The 17,314-nt window shown below is 32.4% G+C and carries 15 protein-coding genes; 5 read left to right on the top strand and 10 right to left on the bottom strand.

Annotated elements, in window-relative coordinates; genetic code table 11:
- Positions 1 to 68: 68 nt before the first annotated feature.
- The 6 genes from AC28QF_RS11535 to AC28QF_RS11560 all read right to left on the bottom strand — a co-directional run bounded on the left by AC28QF_RS11535 (position 69) and on the right by AC28QF_RS11560 (position 6,122).
- Positions 69 to 581: an SRPBCC family protein gene (locus AC28QF_RS11535; RefSeq protein WP_488201895.1), complete on the bottom strand. Its 513-nt coding sequence runs from the start codon at positions 579 to 581 to the stop codon at positions 69 to 71.
- Positions 582 to 609: 28 nt separating this feature from the next.
- The gene (gene menA / locus AC28QF_RS11540; RefSeq protein WP_488201894.1) at positions 610 to 1,557 is read right to left on the bottom strand and encodes a 1,4-dihydroxy-2-naphthoate octaprenyltransferase; all 948 of its coding nucleotides are present in this window, start codon (positions 1,555 to 1,557) and stop codon (positions 610 to 612) included.
- A gap of 94 nt (positions 1,558 to 1,651) precedes the next feature.
- Positions 1,652 to 2,431, bottom strand: a complete 780-nt coding sequence (locus tag AC28QF_RS11545) for a (Fe-S)-binding protein (protein WP_488201893.1) — start codon at positions 2,429 to 2,431, stop codon at positions 1,652 to 1,654.
- A gap of 115 nt (positions 2,432 to 2,546) precedes the next feature.
- Positions 2,547 to 3,866, bottom strand: coding sequence for a 4Fe-4S dicluster domain-containing protein (locus AC28QF_RS11550; protein ID WP_488201892.1), 1,320 nt, complete (start codon positions 3,864 to 3,866; stop codon positions 2,547 to 2,549).
- A gap of 44 nt (positions 3,867 to 3,910) precedes the next feature.
- Positions 3,911 to 4,876: an MlaD family protein gene (locus tag AC28QF_RS11555; protein WP_488201891.1), complete on the bottom strand. Its 966-nt coding sequence runs from the start codon at positions 4,874 to 4,876 to the stop codon at positions 3,911 to 3,913.
- Positions 4,877 to 4,940: 64 nt separating this feature from the next.
- Positions 4,941 to 6,122 carry an N-acetylmuramoyl-L-alanine amidase family protein gene (locus AC28QF_RS11560; protein ID WP_488201890.1) on the bottom strand — a complete coding sequence of 394 codons (1,182 nt, stop codon included), beginning with the start codon at positions 6,120 to 6,122 and terminating at the stop codon, positions 4,941 to 4,943.
- Between the two features lie 126 nt (positions 6,123 to 6,248).
- On the opposite strand from AC28QF_RS11560, the gene AC28QF_RS11565 reads away from it, so the two are divergent.
- Both AC28QF_RS11565 and AC28QF_RS11570 read left to right on the top strand, forming a co-directional pair.
- Positions 6,249 to 8,951 (top strand): putative LPS assembly protein LptD, encoded by a 2,703-nt coding sequence (locus AC28QF_RS11565; RefSeq protein ID WP_488201889.1) that lies wholly within the window; start codon positions 6,249 to 6,251, stop codon positions 8,949 to 8,951.
- 44 nt (positions 8,952 to 8,995) lie between these two features.
- Positions 8,996 to 9,376 (top strand): Rid family detoxifying hydrolase, encoded by a 381-nt coding sequence (locus AC28QF_RS11570; protein WP_488201888.1) that lies wholly within the window; start codon positions 8,996 to 8,998, stop codon positions 9,374 to 9,376.
- A 172-nt stretch (positions 9,377 to 9,548) separates the two neighbouring features.
- Here AC28QF_RS11570 and AC28QF_RS11575 read toward each other — a convergent pair whose 3' ends face one another.
- The 3 genes from AC28QF_RS11575 to pfkA form a co-directional block, all read right to left on the bottom strand.
- Positions 9,549 to 9,911 carry a methylglyoxal synthase gene (locus tag AC28QF_RS11575; RefSeq protein ID WP_488201887.1) on the bottom strand — a complete coding sequence of 121 codons (363 nt, stop codon included), beginning with the start codon at positions 9,909 to 9,911 and terminating at the stop codon, positions 9,549 to 9,551.
- Positions 9,912 to 9,976: 65 nt separating this feature from the next.
- Positions 9,977 to 10,969, bottom strand: a complete 993-nt coding sequence (gap, locus tag AC28QF_RS11580) for a type I glyceraldehyde-3-phosphate dehydrogenase (RefSeq protein ID WP_488201886.1) — start codon at positions 10,967 to 10,969, stop codon at positions 9,977 to 9,979.
- Positions 10,970 to 10,999: 30 nt separating this feature from the next.
- Entirely contained in the window at positions 11,000 to 11,983 is a 984-nt protein-coding gene (gene pfkA / locus AC28QF_RS11585) for a 6-phosphofructokinase (RefSeq protein WP_488201885.1), read from the bottom strand.
- Positions 11,984 to 12,112: 129 nt separating this feature from the next.
- On the opposite strand from pfkA, the gene AC28QF_RS11590 reads away from it, so the two are divergent.
- Positions 12,113 to 13,840, top strand: coding sequence for a sodium:solute symporter family protein (locus AC28QF_RS11590; protein WP_488201884.1), 1,728 nt, complete (start codon positions 12,113 to 12,115; stop codon positions 13,838 to 13,840).
- Between the two features lie 43 nt (positions 13,841 to 13,883).
- Here the strand turns inward: AC28QF_RS11590 and AC28QF_RS11595 are convergent, their stop codons facing one another.
- Positions 13,884 to 15,230 carry a tetratricopeptide repeat protein gene (locus tag AC28QF_RS11595; protein WP_488201883.1) on the bottom strand — a complete coding sequence of 449 codons (1,347 nt, stop codon included), beginning with the start codon at positions 15,228 to 15,230 and terminating at the stop codon, positions 13,884 to 13,886.
- Positions 15,231 to 15,460: 230 nt separating this feature from the next.
- Here AC28QF_RS11595 and AC28QF_RS11600 point away from each other — a divergent pair, with 230 nt between their 5' ends.
- A complete protein-coding gene (locus AC28QF_RS11600; RefSeq protein WP_488201882.1) occupies positions 15,461 to 15,802 on the top strand; it encodes a DUF2853 family protein in 342 nt (113 codons plus the stop codon).
- An 87-nt stretch (positions 15,803 to 15,889) separates the two neighbouring features.
- Positions 15,890 to 17,314 (top strand): L-serine ammonia-lyase, encoded by a 1,425-nt coding sequence (locus AC28QF_RS11605; RefSeq protein ID WP_488201881.1) that lies wholly within the window; start codon positions 15,890 to 15,892, stop codon positions 17,312 to 17,314.

Here is a 17,314-nt window from a genome sequence, read left to right on the forward strand (position 1 = left end):
AGTGAAAATCCTTTTGTGAGGCACGAGCAAAAGATTGTAATATAAAGCCCGCTCGAACGCCCATAAAATTATTTTTCTAGCGTTGTTTTTAATTGATTCATATAGCCTAAACTTAACTCTTTAAAGGTTCCTTTAAAGTAAGGAAACAAACAAGCGGTCATATATGATTTACTATTTACACTGCAATTTTGGACTAATTTTGTTTTATTTCCGTTGGCGATAAAGTTAAAATCATCTGTTTTTATCATTTGAGCTGAATCGAACTGATAGGTAATTTTTTGATTCGGAATATAAGCCGTGATTTTCTGAATCATTTTTATTTCTTGTCCGTTATTTACCGCAGTAACAGTATAAGTACTTCCTATTATTCCTGTTTTTTTTTCAATTACTTCGATAGACTTAATATCTGGCAACCAATTTTTCATTAAATCGACATTGGCTACGTTTTCGAAAACTTCGTTTAGTGGCTTATCTATTTCTATTTCGGCGGTATAAGTAACCTCGGTAATAACTACTCCTGTTAGTAAAAACACAACTACTAAAGCAGAAACGATTCCTAAAATTATTTTTATTGTTTTCATAATTGTTCTTTAAAATTGTTTTTTCTGTTTACAAAATATTACCTAACCCGAATAGTATTGCAAACAAAAATGTACTTAATGCTACTTTTTTTAATTCGCCGTCTAACAGTACTTCTTCTTTATTTTTATACACAAATATGAAGTGTTTTACTATTGGTATATAGGCTATTAAAAATAAAAACTGCCATGGAGATTGGTAGTTTATTAACACATATAATATTGCAGTTATAAGCGATAGAATAAGTAAACTATAATGATACTTCTTGGCAAATTTTGCACCTATTTTAACTACTAATGTGTTTTTGTTAACCTTTGCGTCGTTTACACGATCTCGCATATTATTTAAGTTTAAAACCGCTGTGCTTAGTAAACCGACAGTTATTGCTGGTAAAAAAACAACCAAATTTAACTGTTTTGTGTATAAAAAATAGGTTCCTACAACCGCTAAAAATCCGAAGAAAATAAAGACAAAAACATCGCCAAAACCGCTATAACCATAGGCTGATTTACCTACGGTATATTTAATTGCCGCAACGATAGATGTGACTCCTAATAAAAAGAAAATCACTGAATACAAAAAATTATCCTCTCCGAAAGAAACATAAATAAGTAAAAGTGCGATTACCAAAGTTATTGCTCCGGTAACGATCATGGCCGTTTTCATTTGTTTTGGCGTAATTGCGCCCGATGAAACCATACGAGTTTCTCCTTCTCTATTATCGTCTGTTCCTTTTACACCATCTCCGTAATCATTTGCAAAGTTTGATAAAACCTGAAAACCAATAGTTGTTAGTATCGCAAGAATAAAAATTAAATAGTTTTTTTCATTCAAAAAATCAACATCTAAAAGTCCGTCAAATTCAATTCCTCGTATAAGAGGCACTGAAAATTTTGCTAAAAAAGCACCCACTACAATTCCTGAAATAGATAATGGTAAGGTTCGTAAACGTGCTGCTTTTATATAGTTTTTTATCATTTTAAATTTTGATTAAAACCTCTCGACTGCGCTCGACAAGACATATTTTGGTGTCTGTTCGAGCGCAGTCGAGAATTATTCGCTATATTTTATTTTATAAATTATTTGCTTCTGCAATTAGCTCGGCAATATCTTTTACAACTACTTGATCTTCTTTTAACTTAAACTTTACACCATCAGTCATCATTGTGTTACAATAAGGACAACCGGTTGCGATGATTTGAGGATTGGTTTCTAAAGCATCTTCTGTTCTTAAAATATTTATCTCTTTGTCTCCTCTTTCGGCATCTTTAAACATCTGTGCGCCACCAGCACCACAGCATAAAGCAGTAGACTTACTACGCTTCATCTCTGTCATTTTAACACCTAAACTGCGAATTAAAGCACGCGGACTTTCATATACATCGTTTGCGCGACCTAAATAACAAGGATCGTGATAAGTAACTCGTTTTCCCTTTAAATTAGCGTCATCTATAGATAAACGACCGTCGCTTATTAATTTACTAATAAACTGCGTGTGGTGATATACCTCATATTTACCTCCCAACCCAGGATATTCATTTTTTAATGTATTAAATGAATGTGGATCACAGGTAACTATTGTTTTTATTTCGTACGCATTTAAAACCTCAATATTTGTCATTGCTTGCATTTGAAACAAAAACTCATTTCCTGCACGCTTAGCAGCATCACCAGTTGAACTTTCTTCAGTACCTAACACAGCAAAATCTACACCTGCGGTATTTAATATTTTTACAAACGATTTGGTTATTTTCTTTGCTCTATCATCATAACTTCCAGCTGCTCCTACCCAAAACAATACTTCTGGTTGTTTTCCTTGAGCCATCATATCTGCCATTGTTGGTACGTTCATAATTTTATATTTTTAAGCGTTGAACTTTTTATTTGTTTGTTCTCGATATAATTTTATCCTACCGTAAAAAATTACTCGAACTGACAATAGTTATACTGCCAAATTGATGTATTGATTAATCTTCGTCTTTCCAGTTTAATCTATCTTGTTGACTATACTGCCAAGGTGCTCCGTTATTTTCGATATTGGTCATCATTGCATTTAACTCTTGTGGAGCTGCAGATTCTTCCATTACTAAATAACGACGCATTTCCATAATAATAGATAGAGGATCAATACCTATAGGACATTCTTGCACACAAGCATTACAACTTGTACACGCCCATAATTCTTCTGGAGAAATATAATCGTTTAATAACTGCTTTCCGTCATCTTTAAATATACCGTTGTTCGCATCGATGTTTTTACCTACTTCCTCTAAACGATCTCGGGTATCCATCATAATTTTACGAGGCGATAACTCTTTACCCGTTAAACTTGCAGGACAAGAAGATGTACATCGCCCACATTCTGTACACGTATATGCATTCATTAACTGTACCCAGTTTAAATCGGTAACGTCCGACGCACCAAACTTTGCTGGCACTTCCTCTTCTGCTCCTTCTTCTGGCATTGCATACGGATCTGCATCTGGATCCATCATTATTTTTACTTCAGCCGTAACGGCTTCTAGGTTATTAAACTGTCCTTTTGGCTTTAAATTCGCGAAAAATGTATTTGGGAAAGCTAATAAAATATGTAAGTGCTTTGAATAGTATAAGTAGTTTAAGAAAATTAAAATACCTATAATATGTACCCACCAAGCTGATTTTTCTATAGTGTGTAATGCTTCTGGTGAAAACCTAGAAAACCAAGGCGCTATAAATTGAGAAACTACATTTCCGGCTCCTGCTTCTTGAAAAGCAGCATCCGTAGCATTCATTATTAAGAATAACGACATTAAAACCATTTCGAAATACAAAATAATGTTTCCATCATTCTTTGGCCACCCCGTCATTTCTTTATTCCAAAAACGCTTTACTTTTTCGATATTTCTACGCAACCAAAAAATAACAACAGCTACAAAAACTAACGCTGCTAAAATTTCGAAATTAGCAATTAAGAATCCATAAACGGCATTTCCTAAGATTGGTTGAAAAACACGATGTGTACCAAATAAACCGTCTATAACGATTTCTAACATTTCGATATTAATCAAAATAAAACCTACATAAACTACTACGTGTAAAATTCCAGAAACTGGGCGACGCACCATTTTATATTGTCCTAAGGCTATTTTAGCCATATTTTTCCAACGCTCAGGTTTTCTATCCGTTCTGTCTATATCTTTTCCTAATTTTATATTTCGGACAAGTTTTCGAACATTCATTACAAAAAACCCTATTCCCGCAATTAAAATAGCTGCAAAAAAGATGTTAGGCATGTATTTCTCCATCGTTCTTTAAGTATTAAGTTTTGTTATTTTTTAATAGTTATAAGTTACTTCGCACTTACATTTTCGGTATTACTTACTTCATTATATGGCTTTGCTTTTTTACCAAATAATGAAAAATGAACAAATCGTTTCGGATTTAATTTCATTTCACGTAACAACTCTTCCATTTCCTTAGAGGCATTGGTTAAGTTTATGTACATTTTATCGTCGGTCATTAACTTACCTAAAGTTCCTTTACCAGCCTTCATATTAGCCAATAAACCATTTACATTTGCTAATGTAGCTTCTAACTCCTTAACTGTTTCTCCTAAATTAGCTTTTGCTAAATCGTCAGATATTTTAGAAAAATTATCAGTAATTTTTTTAGTATTTGCTAAGGTTGAGTTTAAGTTTTCTTTATTATCAGATAGCAATGTGTTAACTGATGATAAAGTTTTACGAACATCAGAAATTGTTCTTTCTAAACCTAGAATACTTCTATTTAAGCTTTTTCTTGATTTCTCATCTAAAACGGTATTTAATCCTGTTAACAAAGTATCAGCTCCTACCAATACATTTTGTAGTTTAGATTGAATCGGATTTAATTTTTCCCCTACTGAAGAAAAGATATCTGATTCTACCTCTCCAATAAGATAATCTCCTGAAACAGCTGTTTCACCACTGTATGTCGGAACAATAGCTAAACTTTGCCCCCCCATCAAACTCGCTGAATAAATTTTGGCAATACTGTTTTTAGAGAAGCTAAAATCGGTATCTAATGATATTTTAACCAATAAAACACCTTGCTTTCCTGGAGCTGTTTTAAATGAAATATCATCAACACGACCAACCTTTAAGCCGTTAATAGTTACAGCACTAGCTTTATTTAACCCGTTAATATCTTTGTATTCTACATAAAAATACCGGCTACTACCACTAAATAAATCCTGACCTTTTAAGAAGTTGAATCCCCATATAAATACAGCTATAATTATTACAACAACAATACCTGTTTTAAGTTCTTTTGACATATAAAAAAGTTATAGCACGAAAATAGTAATAATTTTGAGAGTATAAATGTAGAACACCTCTAAATTAAAGGTTTTTCAATGCTTCTTTGATAGAAATTTTCTTACCATCTTTAAAAGCAACAACCCAAGCACCTTTATATCCTAATTTCTTAACAGCAACTAAAGTCTTTTTAACATCTACAAAACTAGATGAAGTTCCGTAATAATATTTGTAATAATCATCTATAAAAATAGATTCAATATTTTCTAGTCCTCTAAAGTTAAAATTATTTTTATTTAACTTTCTTTTTGATGCTGCAATTTGCACTTTAAAAGCAATTCCTGATGGTTGTATTTTATCACTCGTAATGTCAGTAGCAACTTTTTCTGTTGCTGCATTTACTTTTGCAACCTCAACTACTTTTTTAGGCTCACTAACTTCTTTTACAATCTTTTTTTCTATCGGATTTTTCTCTTCATCTTTAGTTATTACGGTATTCTGAATCGTATTTAACTTTAATCTGTCTACATATTTTTTAATAGCATCACCAATTGCTTTTGCCATTTTTATCTGTCCAGCTCTTGTATTTAAGAATTTACCTTCTTTTTTATTCGTTAAAAAACCTAATTCTATTAAAACACTAGGCATTACTGTTTCTCTTAATACTAAAAAATTAGCTTGCTTTACTTTTCTATTTACTCTTTTAATAGAAACAAAATTGCTTTGAATAAAACTTGCAATACCCAAACTGTTATCTAAATTTTCTTCCTGAAGTACTGATAAACCAATAACTGATTCTGGCGAATTAGGATCATAATCATAATTTTGTTTATAATTATCTTCTAATAAAATTACAGCGTTTTCTCGTTTAGATATTTCTAAATTTTCTTTATTCCCGCTTAATCCTAAAACAAATGTTCCTGCTCCGTTTGGTTCTGACTTATGAAAAGCATCACAATGAATAGAAACAAATAGATCTGCCTTTTTAGTATTTGCAATTTTTGCCCTATTATGTAGCTCTACAAAAACATCTTTCTCTCTCGTATATAAAACTTCAACATCTCTAGCTGTTGATAATTCTTTACCTACATCTAAAGCTATTCTTAAAGCAACCTTAGCTTCTTTATAACCATTACCTATATTACCAGGATCTTTTCCTCCGTGACCTGCATCTAAAACAATAGTATATTTTTTCTGTGCAGAAAGCGCTGTTGTAAACCCCAATAACATGCATATTGTGGTTAAAAATAAAAAATAATTTTTCAAGTGATTATATTTACGTAATTTTAAGAATTGCATCAATAAAATTTAACTATTTTTGGATTTTATATTTAGGCATTCAAATAGTACGCCAAAGTTTTTAAATATAACACAAAAATAGTATTTATAACATTGCGAACAAATCTAACTTACATACTTTTAATTTCCTGCCTTTTTTGTTTTCAATTAAGTGTAGCTCAAGATTTTGATAAAAAAGGAATTCCTGCTCAAAAATCTAAGAAAAAGCCAATTTTAAATATCTCAAAAGATAGTTTGATTGATTTAAAAAAAGGCGATTTATTAAACCTAAAAAATAATTCGATTGTAAGCGATTCGATTAAACCCAAAGAGGTTATTGAAGGAATTATTACACACAACGCAGAAGATTACACAATACAAAACGCAAAAAATAAAACTGTAACCTTATATAATAAAGCACAGGTAATTTATACTGATATTGATTTAAAGGCTGGGATAATTGTTTTAGATTATAAGAACAATACTGTTTATGCTAAAGGAATAAAAGACAGCTTAGGTTATCATCAACGTCCCGTATTTAAACAAGGTAATCAAGAATCTGAGCAAGATTCCATTTTATTCAACTTTAAAACAAAAAAAGCACTAGTTTACGGTGTAAAAACCGTACAGGGTGAAATTATAACCTATGCTCAAAAAACAAAACGTGTAAATGATTCTACGATTTACATGCGTAGACTTCGTTTTACAACCTCAAAAAAGAAAAACCCGGATTATTATATTCAAACAAGTAAAGCAAAACTAGTTCCTGGTAAAAAAATAATTGTAGGTGGTAGTAATTTAGTTTTAGCTGATGTTCCTACGCCTGTATATTTACCTTTTGCGTATTTTCCTATGACTAATGAAAGAACCTCTGGTTTTATTATTCCTTCATATGGTGATAGTAACAGTCAAGGTTTCTTTTTACAAAACGGTGGATACTACTTTGCTTTAAGTGATTATTTTGATTTAACTGTTTTAGGAGATCTTTACACCAACGGAAGTTGGGGATTAAGAGCTGATTCTAATTACTATGTTCGTTATAAATTTAGTGGTAATTTTAGTATTCGTTATGAAAATATAATTCAAGGAATTAGAGGACTAAGTAACTACAGTAAATCCTCTAACTTTAATCTTCGCTGGAGCCATAGCCAAGATACTAAATCGAGTCCAAACTCTCGTTTTTCTGCTTCTGTTAACTTAGGTAGTAGTACTTACTATAGGCAATCTTTAAATGAATTTAACAACTCTCAGTTTTTAACAAACACCTTAAGTTCTTCTATTTCATATTACAAAAAATTTGTTGGTACTCCATTTAATATAAATGTAACGGCAACACATTCTCAAAACACCAATACAGAACAAATAACAATGACGCTTCCATCTTTGCAATTAAATATGGATCGTATTTACCCCTTTGCAGGTAAGAACGGAATTAAAACCAATCCTATTCAAAAAATGGGTTTAAACTACAGTATGCAAGGCCAGTATCAAATAAATACGACTGATGACGAGTTTTTTACTGATAAGATGTTTCAAACTGCAAAAAAAGGGATTCAACACAGTTTAAGTACAAACACAAACTTAAAGGCTTTTAAATATTTTACATTATCACCAAGTGTTAACTATAAAGATGTTTGGTATTTTGATAAGATTAATAAAAAATATGACCCTACACTTACAAACTCAGATGGTAACTTAGGAGCTGTTGTAAACGATACTATTAGTGGCTTTAACCGTTTTAACGAATATAATCTAGGTGTTTCTTTATCCACAAATATCTACGGAACATTTAACTTTAAAAAAGGTAGACTAAAAGCGATAAGACACACCTTTAGACCTTCTATTTCTTATGGATATAGGCCTGATTTTGCTGAAAATTACGACTTACAAGTACAACAAAGTTCAGACCCTACCGATTTGCTTACATATTCTCCTTTTGAGGGAGGTATATACGGCAGACCAGGAAGTGGTGTTTCAAACTCTATCGGTATTTCTCTTAATAATGTATTAGAAGCTAAAGTTGCTCCAAAAGATCCCGATAGTGACGAAGAAGATAAAAAAGTCACCATTCTTAATAATTTAAATTTTAGCAGTAGTTACAATATAGCTGCTGATAGTTTACGATGGAGTCCTGTTAGTGCAAATGCAGGTACCAGACTTTTTAAAGATAAACTAGCTTTAAATGCCACCGCAAGATTCGACCCTTATCAGGTGAATAGCGAAGGACAAAGAATAAATAAGTTTAATGCTAATATTTTAAGACTTACTAACTTTGGTGTTACCGCCAACTATTCTTTATCTAGTAAAGATTTTGAAAAGAAAAAAGAAGGAGATAAAGATGCGTCTAAAAACACGGGGAATGGTGCACAAGATACTCCTGATTTATTTGGAGAAAACATGTCGCCTACAAATGGCTTTCCTAACAACCCAAATAGCAAACAGAATAAAAGCGAAACGAAAGAAACAAAACTATATGGTGCTAAAATACCATGGACACTAAATTTAGCTTACGCCTTAAACTATTCAGATAACGGACTTACAAGTAGCGTTGGTAGTAATTCTTTAATGTTTAGCGGAAACGTAGAATTAACACCTAAATGGAACGTTGGCTTTTCATCTGGTTATGACGTTAAAGAGAACGCTTTTACTTATACAAGACTTTCTTTTTCTAGAGATTTAGATAGTTGGCGCTTGAATTTTAATTGGACTCCTTTTGGTATAAACTCTTCTTATAATTTCTTTATCGGAGTAAAATCATCTGTTTTAAGTGACTTAAAATGGGATAAAAACAAGCCGCCAGATAGAGCTTTATTCTAAAAAAAAAGAATACTCAATCAATTTTAAATTTATCAGTAAATAAGATGAAAAAAATTATATCTACAAGTAAAGCTCCTGCTCCTATTGGCCCATACAACCAAGCAGTTTTAAGCGGAAACACATTATATACTTCTGGTCAGATCGCCTTAGATCCTGAAACAGGTGAATTAGTTATGGATTCTATTGAATCTGAAACAAAACAAGTTATGGAAAACATGAAAGAAGTTTTAGTTGCTGCTGAAATGACTTTTGAAAACGTTGTAAAATCTTCTATTTTTATTTCTGATATGCATAACTTTTCTAAAATAAATAGCGTGTATGCTACTTATTTTAATGAAGCTACTGCGCCTGCTAGAGAAACTGTTGAAGTTGCCAATTTACCTAAGTTTGTAAACGTTGAAATTAGTATGATTGCGATTAAGTAACAGCTAAAATTTAGTTTGATTCTAAACTTATTTTCTATTAACGTTCGCTAACGCTGAATATAATTCATTAAAACAGAACCATATTCTCAACATTAGCGAAAACATTAAAAACCACCATAAAAAACCCGAAACAAACTGTTTCGGGTTTTTCTTATATGAATGTAAAGTTATTCTAAATAGCCTTCATTAACAGCTCTGCGGTTGCAGGGTTTGTTGCTAACGGAACATCATGTACATCGCATAAACGCAATAACATTGTAATATCTGGCTCGTGCGGATGTTTTTCATTTGGATCTCTAAAAAACAATACCATATTACATTTACCTTCAGCAACTCTTGCTGCTATTTGGGCATCACCACCGAAAGGACCAGATAAGAACTTTGTTACCTTAAAACCTGCTTTTTCAGCTTTAGAACCTGTGGTTCCTGTTGATACTAATGATATGTTTTTTTGAAGTAAAATGGTTTTATGTTCATTTAAAAACTGAACCATTTCTGCTTTCATTCCGTCGTGTGCTATAATTGCTATTTCCATCGTTTTAAAATTAACCAAAAATTCCCGCTATAAGCGGGAATTAATATTTTTTATCTTATCTTCTATTATAAAGATGCTGAATACTCTAATAAATCAACAATCTTCGTTGCATAACCAAACTCGTTATCATACCAAGAAATAATTTTAAAGAAGTTTGCATTTAACTCTAAACTTGCCTCAGCATCAACAACAGAAGTTCTTGTTTCAGATACAAAATCTTGAGAAACAACTTCGTCTTCCGTGTAGCCTATAATATCTTTAAATTCGTTTTCTGAAGCAGCTTTAAAAGTTGCCATAATTTCTTTTAATGACGTTGCTTTTTCAGTTTTAAAAGTTAAATCAACTAACGAAACATCAGCTACAGGAACTCTTACTGCCATTCCTGTTAATTTACCATCCATAGATGGTATTACTTTTGTTACCGCTTTTGCTGCTCCTGTAGAAGTAGGTATTATATTATTTATTACAGAACGCCCTCTTCTCCAATTTTTATTTGGTCCATCAACAGTATTCTGAGTAGATGTTGCTGCATGAACAGTTGTCATTAATCCTTCCGTTAATCCGTAAGCATCATTAATAACTTTTACTAATGGTGCTAAACAGTTTGTTGTACAAGAAGCATTAGAAACGATAAGTTCATCGGCTTTCATCTCAGCATGATTTACACCCATTACATACATTTTAGCATCTTTTGATGGCGCTGAAATAATTACTTTTTTAGCACCTCCTTTTATATGCAACGCCGCCTTATCTTGATCTGTAAAAAAACCTGTTGACTCAATAACATATTCAGCTCCTACTTCATTCCATTTTAAATTTTCTGGATTTCTTTCAGCTGATACTCTAATAATTTGTTCGTTTACAACTAGGTTACCGTCTTTTACCGTTACTTCACCATCAAAACGACCATGAACCGAATCATACTTTAACAAATAGGCTAAATACTCTACATCTAACAAATCATTAATGGCCACTACTTGCACATTGTTTCTTTTCATCGCAGAACGGAAAGCTAATCTACCTATTCTTCCAAATCCGTTAATTCCTATTTTTATCATCACTTTACTATTTAATATTCTTATTTAAAATTATGTTGTCATAATATCAGAGACTCTTAGCAACTCCATATCTATGTCATTATGACCTTTTATTGCTTTTTCTAAATTGGTAGCAACCACCATGTTATTTTGTAAACCAACCATTAAATTCGTTTGCCCATCTAGCAATAACTCAACTGCTTTTACACCTAACCTACTTGCTAAAACTCTATCGAAACACGTTGGCGCCCCGCCTCTTTGCATGTGTCCTAAAACGGAAACCCTTACTTCATATTCTGGTAAGTTTTTTTCTACATAACCTGCCAATTCAAAAACATTTTTACCTGTTTTATCTCCTTCAGAAACCACTACAATACTTGACGACTTTCCTGTACGTCTACTTTTCTTTAAAGACTCTAACATCCTTTCCAATCCTAAATCTTCTTCTGGAATTAAAATTTCTTCTGCTCCTGCTCCGACTCCGGCATTTAAAGCTATAAAACCTGCATCTCTTCCCATCACCTCAACAAAGAAAAGTCGGTTGTGTGATGATGCCGTATCTCTAATTTTATCTATTGCTTCAACTGCGGTATTTAATGCAGTATCGTAGCCTATGGTATGCGTTGTTCCATAGATATCATTGTCTATCGTTCCTGGAATTCCTATTACTGGGAAGTTAAATTCTTTATTAAAAACAACTCCTCCTGTAAAAGAACCATCACCTCCTATAACAACTAAAGCATCAACATTGTTCTCTTTTAAACTTTCGTAGGCTTTTTTTCGGCCTTCTTTTGTCATAAACTCTTTAGATCGTGCGGTTTTAAGTATAGTACCTCCTTTATTAATGATATTATTTACACTTCTCGCTGTAAACGGCACCAAATCCCCTTCTATTAAACCTTGATACCCTCTATAGATTCCCATACACTCAGTACGATAATATGCACAAGTCCTTACAACCGATCTGATTGCGGCGTTCATTCCAGGAGAATCTCCTCCAGAAGTCATCACTGCTATTTTTTTTATTTTTCCCATAAGACGAACATCAAATTTAATGCTTTTAAGTCATTTTATATATAAATATACAAAATCATTTTTCATTTCAATTGAAATTTAACGTATCATAATATTTAACTACATTTAGCTTTTTTAAATAAAAACTACATGACATTAACCGCGCTAGATTATTCTATTATCATCGGATTTTTTATACTCTCCTTAATTATAGGTCTTTGGGCTTCTAAATCTGCAGGTAAAAGCAGTACTGAATTCTTTTTATCGGGTAGAAATATGCCTTGGTGGTTGTTAGGTGTTTCGATGGTTGCTACTACATTTGCAGCCGACACTCCTGGATTGGTAACCGAATTGGTGCGTAAAAACGGCGTTTCAGGAAACTGGGTTTGGTGGGCAATGTTACTTACTGGTATGCTTACTGTTTTCTTTTATGCAAAACTTTGGCGCAAATCTGGAATTAGTACTGATTTAGAGTTTTATGAATTACGCTATTCTGGTAAAATGGCAGGATTTTTAAGAGGATTTAGAGCCATTTATTTGGGCGTTATTTTTAATATTATTACCATGGCTGGAGTCTGTTTGGCAGGCGCAAAAATCGCCAATATCTTATTAGGTATCTCACAAGCTGAAATACTGTTATACTCGTCTATTATTGTTGTCATTTATTCTTCTTTAGGTGGATTAAAAGGCGTTTTACTTACCGATTTTGTTCAGTTTATAATTGCGATGATTGGTTCGGTTTGGGCCACTATTTACATCATCAACTTACCTGAAATAAACGGCTTATCTAATTTACTAAGTCACCCTAACGTGAGTGATAAGCTAGCCATGCTTCCTGATTTTTCGAATACAGAATCCTTAATCACTTTATTTTTAATTCCGTTTGCGGTGCAATGGTGGAGTACTTGGTATCCTGGCGCAGAACCTGGTGGTGGTGGTTATATTGCGCAACGAATGCTTGCTGCTAAAGATGAAAAAAATGCTACTTGGGCAACTTTGTTTTTCAATTTTGCACATTATGCATTACGCCCTTGGCCTTGGATTATTGTTGGATTGGCTTCTTTGGTGATTTTCCCAAGTTTAGAAAGTATGAATCAAGCATTTCCTAGCTTATCTCCTGAAATGCAAGGGCACGATGTTGGTTATGCTGCAATGATGACTTATTTGCCTGCCGGATTGTTAGGAATTGTATTAACCTCGTTAATTGCTGCTTTTATGAGCACCATTTCAACTCAATTAAACTGGGGAAGCTCGTATTTAGTAAACGATTTTTATAGTCGTTTCATCAACAAAAGTGCTTCTGAAAAACAAAAAGTAGTCGTCGGTAGAATATCAACTGTTTTACTAATGCTGTCTGCTGCGCTATTTTCTTTTTACCTACAATCTGCTAAAGACGTTTTTGATTTATTATTACAAATCGGAGCCGGAACAGGCTTATTATTTATTTTACGTTGGTTTTGGAGTAGAATAAATCCGTATAGTGAAATTGCTGCAATGGCTATTTCTTTTGTTATTGCTGTATTCTTTTTTATCAACGGAAAAATGGAAAATCCTTTTATCGAAATCGCTAGTTATTGGCAATTGATAATTGGCGTTGTTATTACAACTATCGGATGGATTTTAGTAACTCTTTTAACACAACCTAGTGATGCGAAAACCATTCATAAATTTGAAGCCTTAATTTTCGATGGAGAAGATAAATTTAAAAATATAGGTATAAAAATAGTAGGATTTATAACAGGTACTATTGGTGTATATAGCTTCTTATTTGCCACTGGTAATTGGATTTACGGCAACACCCTATTAGCTGCTGGTTTATCTGTACTCACCTTAGTATGTGTTTATATTTTAACAAAAATTTGGAAACGTATTTCTTAGAAAGTAAAAACCCTTAAAATAAATTTATTTTAAGGGTTTTTTATCATTTAATAGCCTTCTTGTAACTCAATAATATTTGTTGAATGTGTTTATTCTCATAAACCGAAGGATACAATTCTTTTATAATTGAATGATATTTATAATCGATCGCTAGTCCATTTTTTAAATGTGTTAAACTATAATCTTCTTTATCAAGAATCATAAATAAACCACATAATCGATATTCTATCTCAGCAAATTCTTTGTGTATTTTTTTCGCTTTGATTACTATTTTTAAGGCATCTTCAAAACTGCCTAAAAACAATAAGATATCAGCTAATCCAGTATAAATTTCTAACTCTTGGTTTCCTAGATCAATACACGTGTAAAAAGATTTTACAGCTTCTTCGTAAAAATTAAGCTTTAAATTGATATCTCCTGACATTTTCCAATAAAGCGCATTTATATCATCTATTTCTATTGCCTTATTTACATAATACAAAGCTTTCTGAAAGTTGTTATCGTTATAATAAGCACTTGCTAATAACATCCAAGCTTTATCTAGTAAAGGATCTTCATGAACTGCTTTCTTATAAAAATGAATTGCGGTCTGAATATTTTCTAATTTATCATAGCACTTTCCTATTCTTATGTAAGCAAAAGCGGTAGGATCATCTAACTCCAACGTTATTAAATAATTATTTATAGCCTCTTCATAGTTATTTAACTCTTCTAAGGTTTTTGCTTTTTCTAAGTATCCACCAATAAAACTTTCATCAATTAATACAGAGTAATCAAAAGAAGTCAGCGCCTCTTTATGCATTCCTAATTCAGAATACTGCTTTCCTAATTGATGCCAAGCAATTTCACAATACGGATTTTTATCTACGTAATCGTTTAAAAACTCTATTGCTTCTACATTTTTTTCTTGCATATCAAAACAATACACAATATTGTATAACGATGAATAATCTTCATAATCATCCTCAACACACTTCTCAAAATTTACACGTGCGTTTTCAAAATCATCTAAATACAGATATTCCATTCCTAGCATCGACCAAATATCGGCAGGATCTTCTATGAAATCTAAAGAATCTTTCAATACAATGATAGCCTCAAGGTGTTTCTTCTTTTTAGATAAAATTAATGCTTTTTGAATAAAAACCTCATCGTTATGAGGCTCAACAGCTTCTATAGCACGAAGCATTTTGGTAGCCTCTTCTAATTCATTTTCGAAAACTAGAATTTCTACCTTCATTAATTTTAATTGAATAGAGGTAGGATGTTGCTCTAAACTTAATTGCACCGCTTTTTTAGCCAAAGAATGTTTGGCTATATTTAAATAATGTTCGATGATCGCCTCAAACTCAACAGCGTCAAAAAAATACACATCGTTAGTTTTCAACATAGATTCAAATTTCAATATCGACATAAACTACATATTTGAATGTATATAAATGTACTACAAGAACAGTGCCTATTTACGATTAACTGTTTTTGTTTTCAACAATTTAATTAACAATATGCTGCTCTTTTTAGTTATTCAGTTTTCTTATTTGAAAGAACCATTTTTTTTTCTATATTTGGAAGTATGAAAGTTTTACAAAAAAACTCGCATCTAATTATAAATAAAAAATCATGAGTAAATTTGACGAAAAAGTAGCATTGTATAAAAAATTTATGGATGATAGAAATCTTCCTTCTAACCTTGATTTATTAAAAGCAGTAACCAAAGGCTTAGGTCCTTCAATTTATAAAAAAGATGCTGAAACGGTATCTGGTACTGATGTAAAAGAATTAGAAACTGTTAAGAAAAACTTCTTAATGAAAAAATTAGGTTTGCCTGATGGCCCTGAATTGGATAAGGCTATTAACGAAGTTGTAGAAAAAATAGGAAAGTCTGAAAGAAATAAATACCGTGCTGTATTTTACTACATGTTAGCTAAGAAATTTGGTAAAGAATCTGTTTACGGAATGTAAAAAATACATTTTTTATAAAAAAAAGTCCTGTATTGATTTTAATACAGGACTTTTTCTATTTTAGCCATCAACAAACAAACTATATTTATGTCGCAGTTTATTAGTGTTTTTGATATGCTGAAAATTGGCGTTGGCCCTTCAAGCTCCCACACTTTGGGCCCTTGGAGAGCAGCTCAAGAATGGATTGAAAAATTAAAAAAAACACATCTTTTTAATACCGTTGATGGTATTAAAATAGATTTATATGGCTCTTTGTCTTTAACAGGAAAAGGTCACGCAACTGATTTAGCCATTTTATTAGGCTTAAGTGGTACAGATCCTGAGTATGTACCTGTTGAAAATATCGATACTATTATTCAGAAAATAAAAGAAACAACAAGCTTACATTTTAATGCAGAAAAGAACATTGTTTTCTCTATTGAAAACATCGTTTTTAATAAAGATTTTTTACCGTTTCACTCTAACGGACTAACCTTTAAAGCATTCTCTAAAGGTAAAGAAATCTCAAGTGAGACTTATTATTCAATCGGTGGAGGTTTTGTTATTCAGGAAGAAATAGATGCACCTTCAGATACCGAAATAAACAAGAAAAATTTTCCGTTCCCAATAAATAGAGCTACAGAATTAGAAGCGTATTGTGACACACAACAAAAAAATATTTCTGACATTGTTTACCAAAATGAATTAGTCTTAAAATCTTCTACTGAAATTGATACTGAATTAAAACGTATCTGGGAGACGATGTTAGAATGTATGTATATTGGCTGCCATACAGAAGGAATTTTACCTGGCGGATTAAATGTAAAACGCAGAGCATTTGGCACACATACAAAATTAATTAAAGATGCCGAGTACACGAACGAGCAAGAATGGATTACTGCTATTAGAAGTACTGAGGTAAAGTTTCGTGAAATATTAAAATGGGTAAGCTGTTTGGCTTTATCCGTTAATGAAGTAAATGCTGCTTTAGGTAGAGTTGTAACCGCTCCTACAAACGGAAGCGCAGGTGTTATTCCTGCAGTTTTAATGTATTATTTAGTGATTGAAAATCACGAAGCTGATTTTGAACATATTAAAAAATTCTTATTAGTAGCTGGTGAAATAGGAAGTATTTTTAAGAAGAACGCAACAATATCAGCTGCAATGGGCGGTTGTCAGGCAGAAATTGGTGTTTCATCGGCAATGGCCGCTGCTGCGCTAACAGAGCTTTTAGGAGGAACACCAGGACAATGCTTGGTTGCTGCCGAAATAGCCATGGAACATCATTTAGGTTTAACTTGCGATCCTATTGGTGGCTTGGTTCAAATACCTTGTATAGAACGCAATGCTATGGGAGCGATTAAGGCGATTAATGCTGCTGAGTTAGCATTAGAAACAAACCCTAAAGAATCTTTAGTTCCTTTAGACAAAGTAATTGATACGATGTGGGAAACTGCAAAAGACATGCACCGTAATTATAAAGAAACTTCAGAAGGTGGTTTGGCTGTTACGGTTGGTTTAGCTGCTTGTTAA

The organism is Tenacibaculum sp. M1.3A (assembly GCF_057732375.1).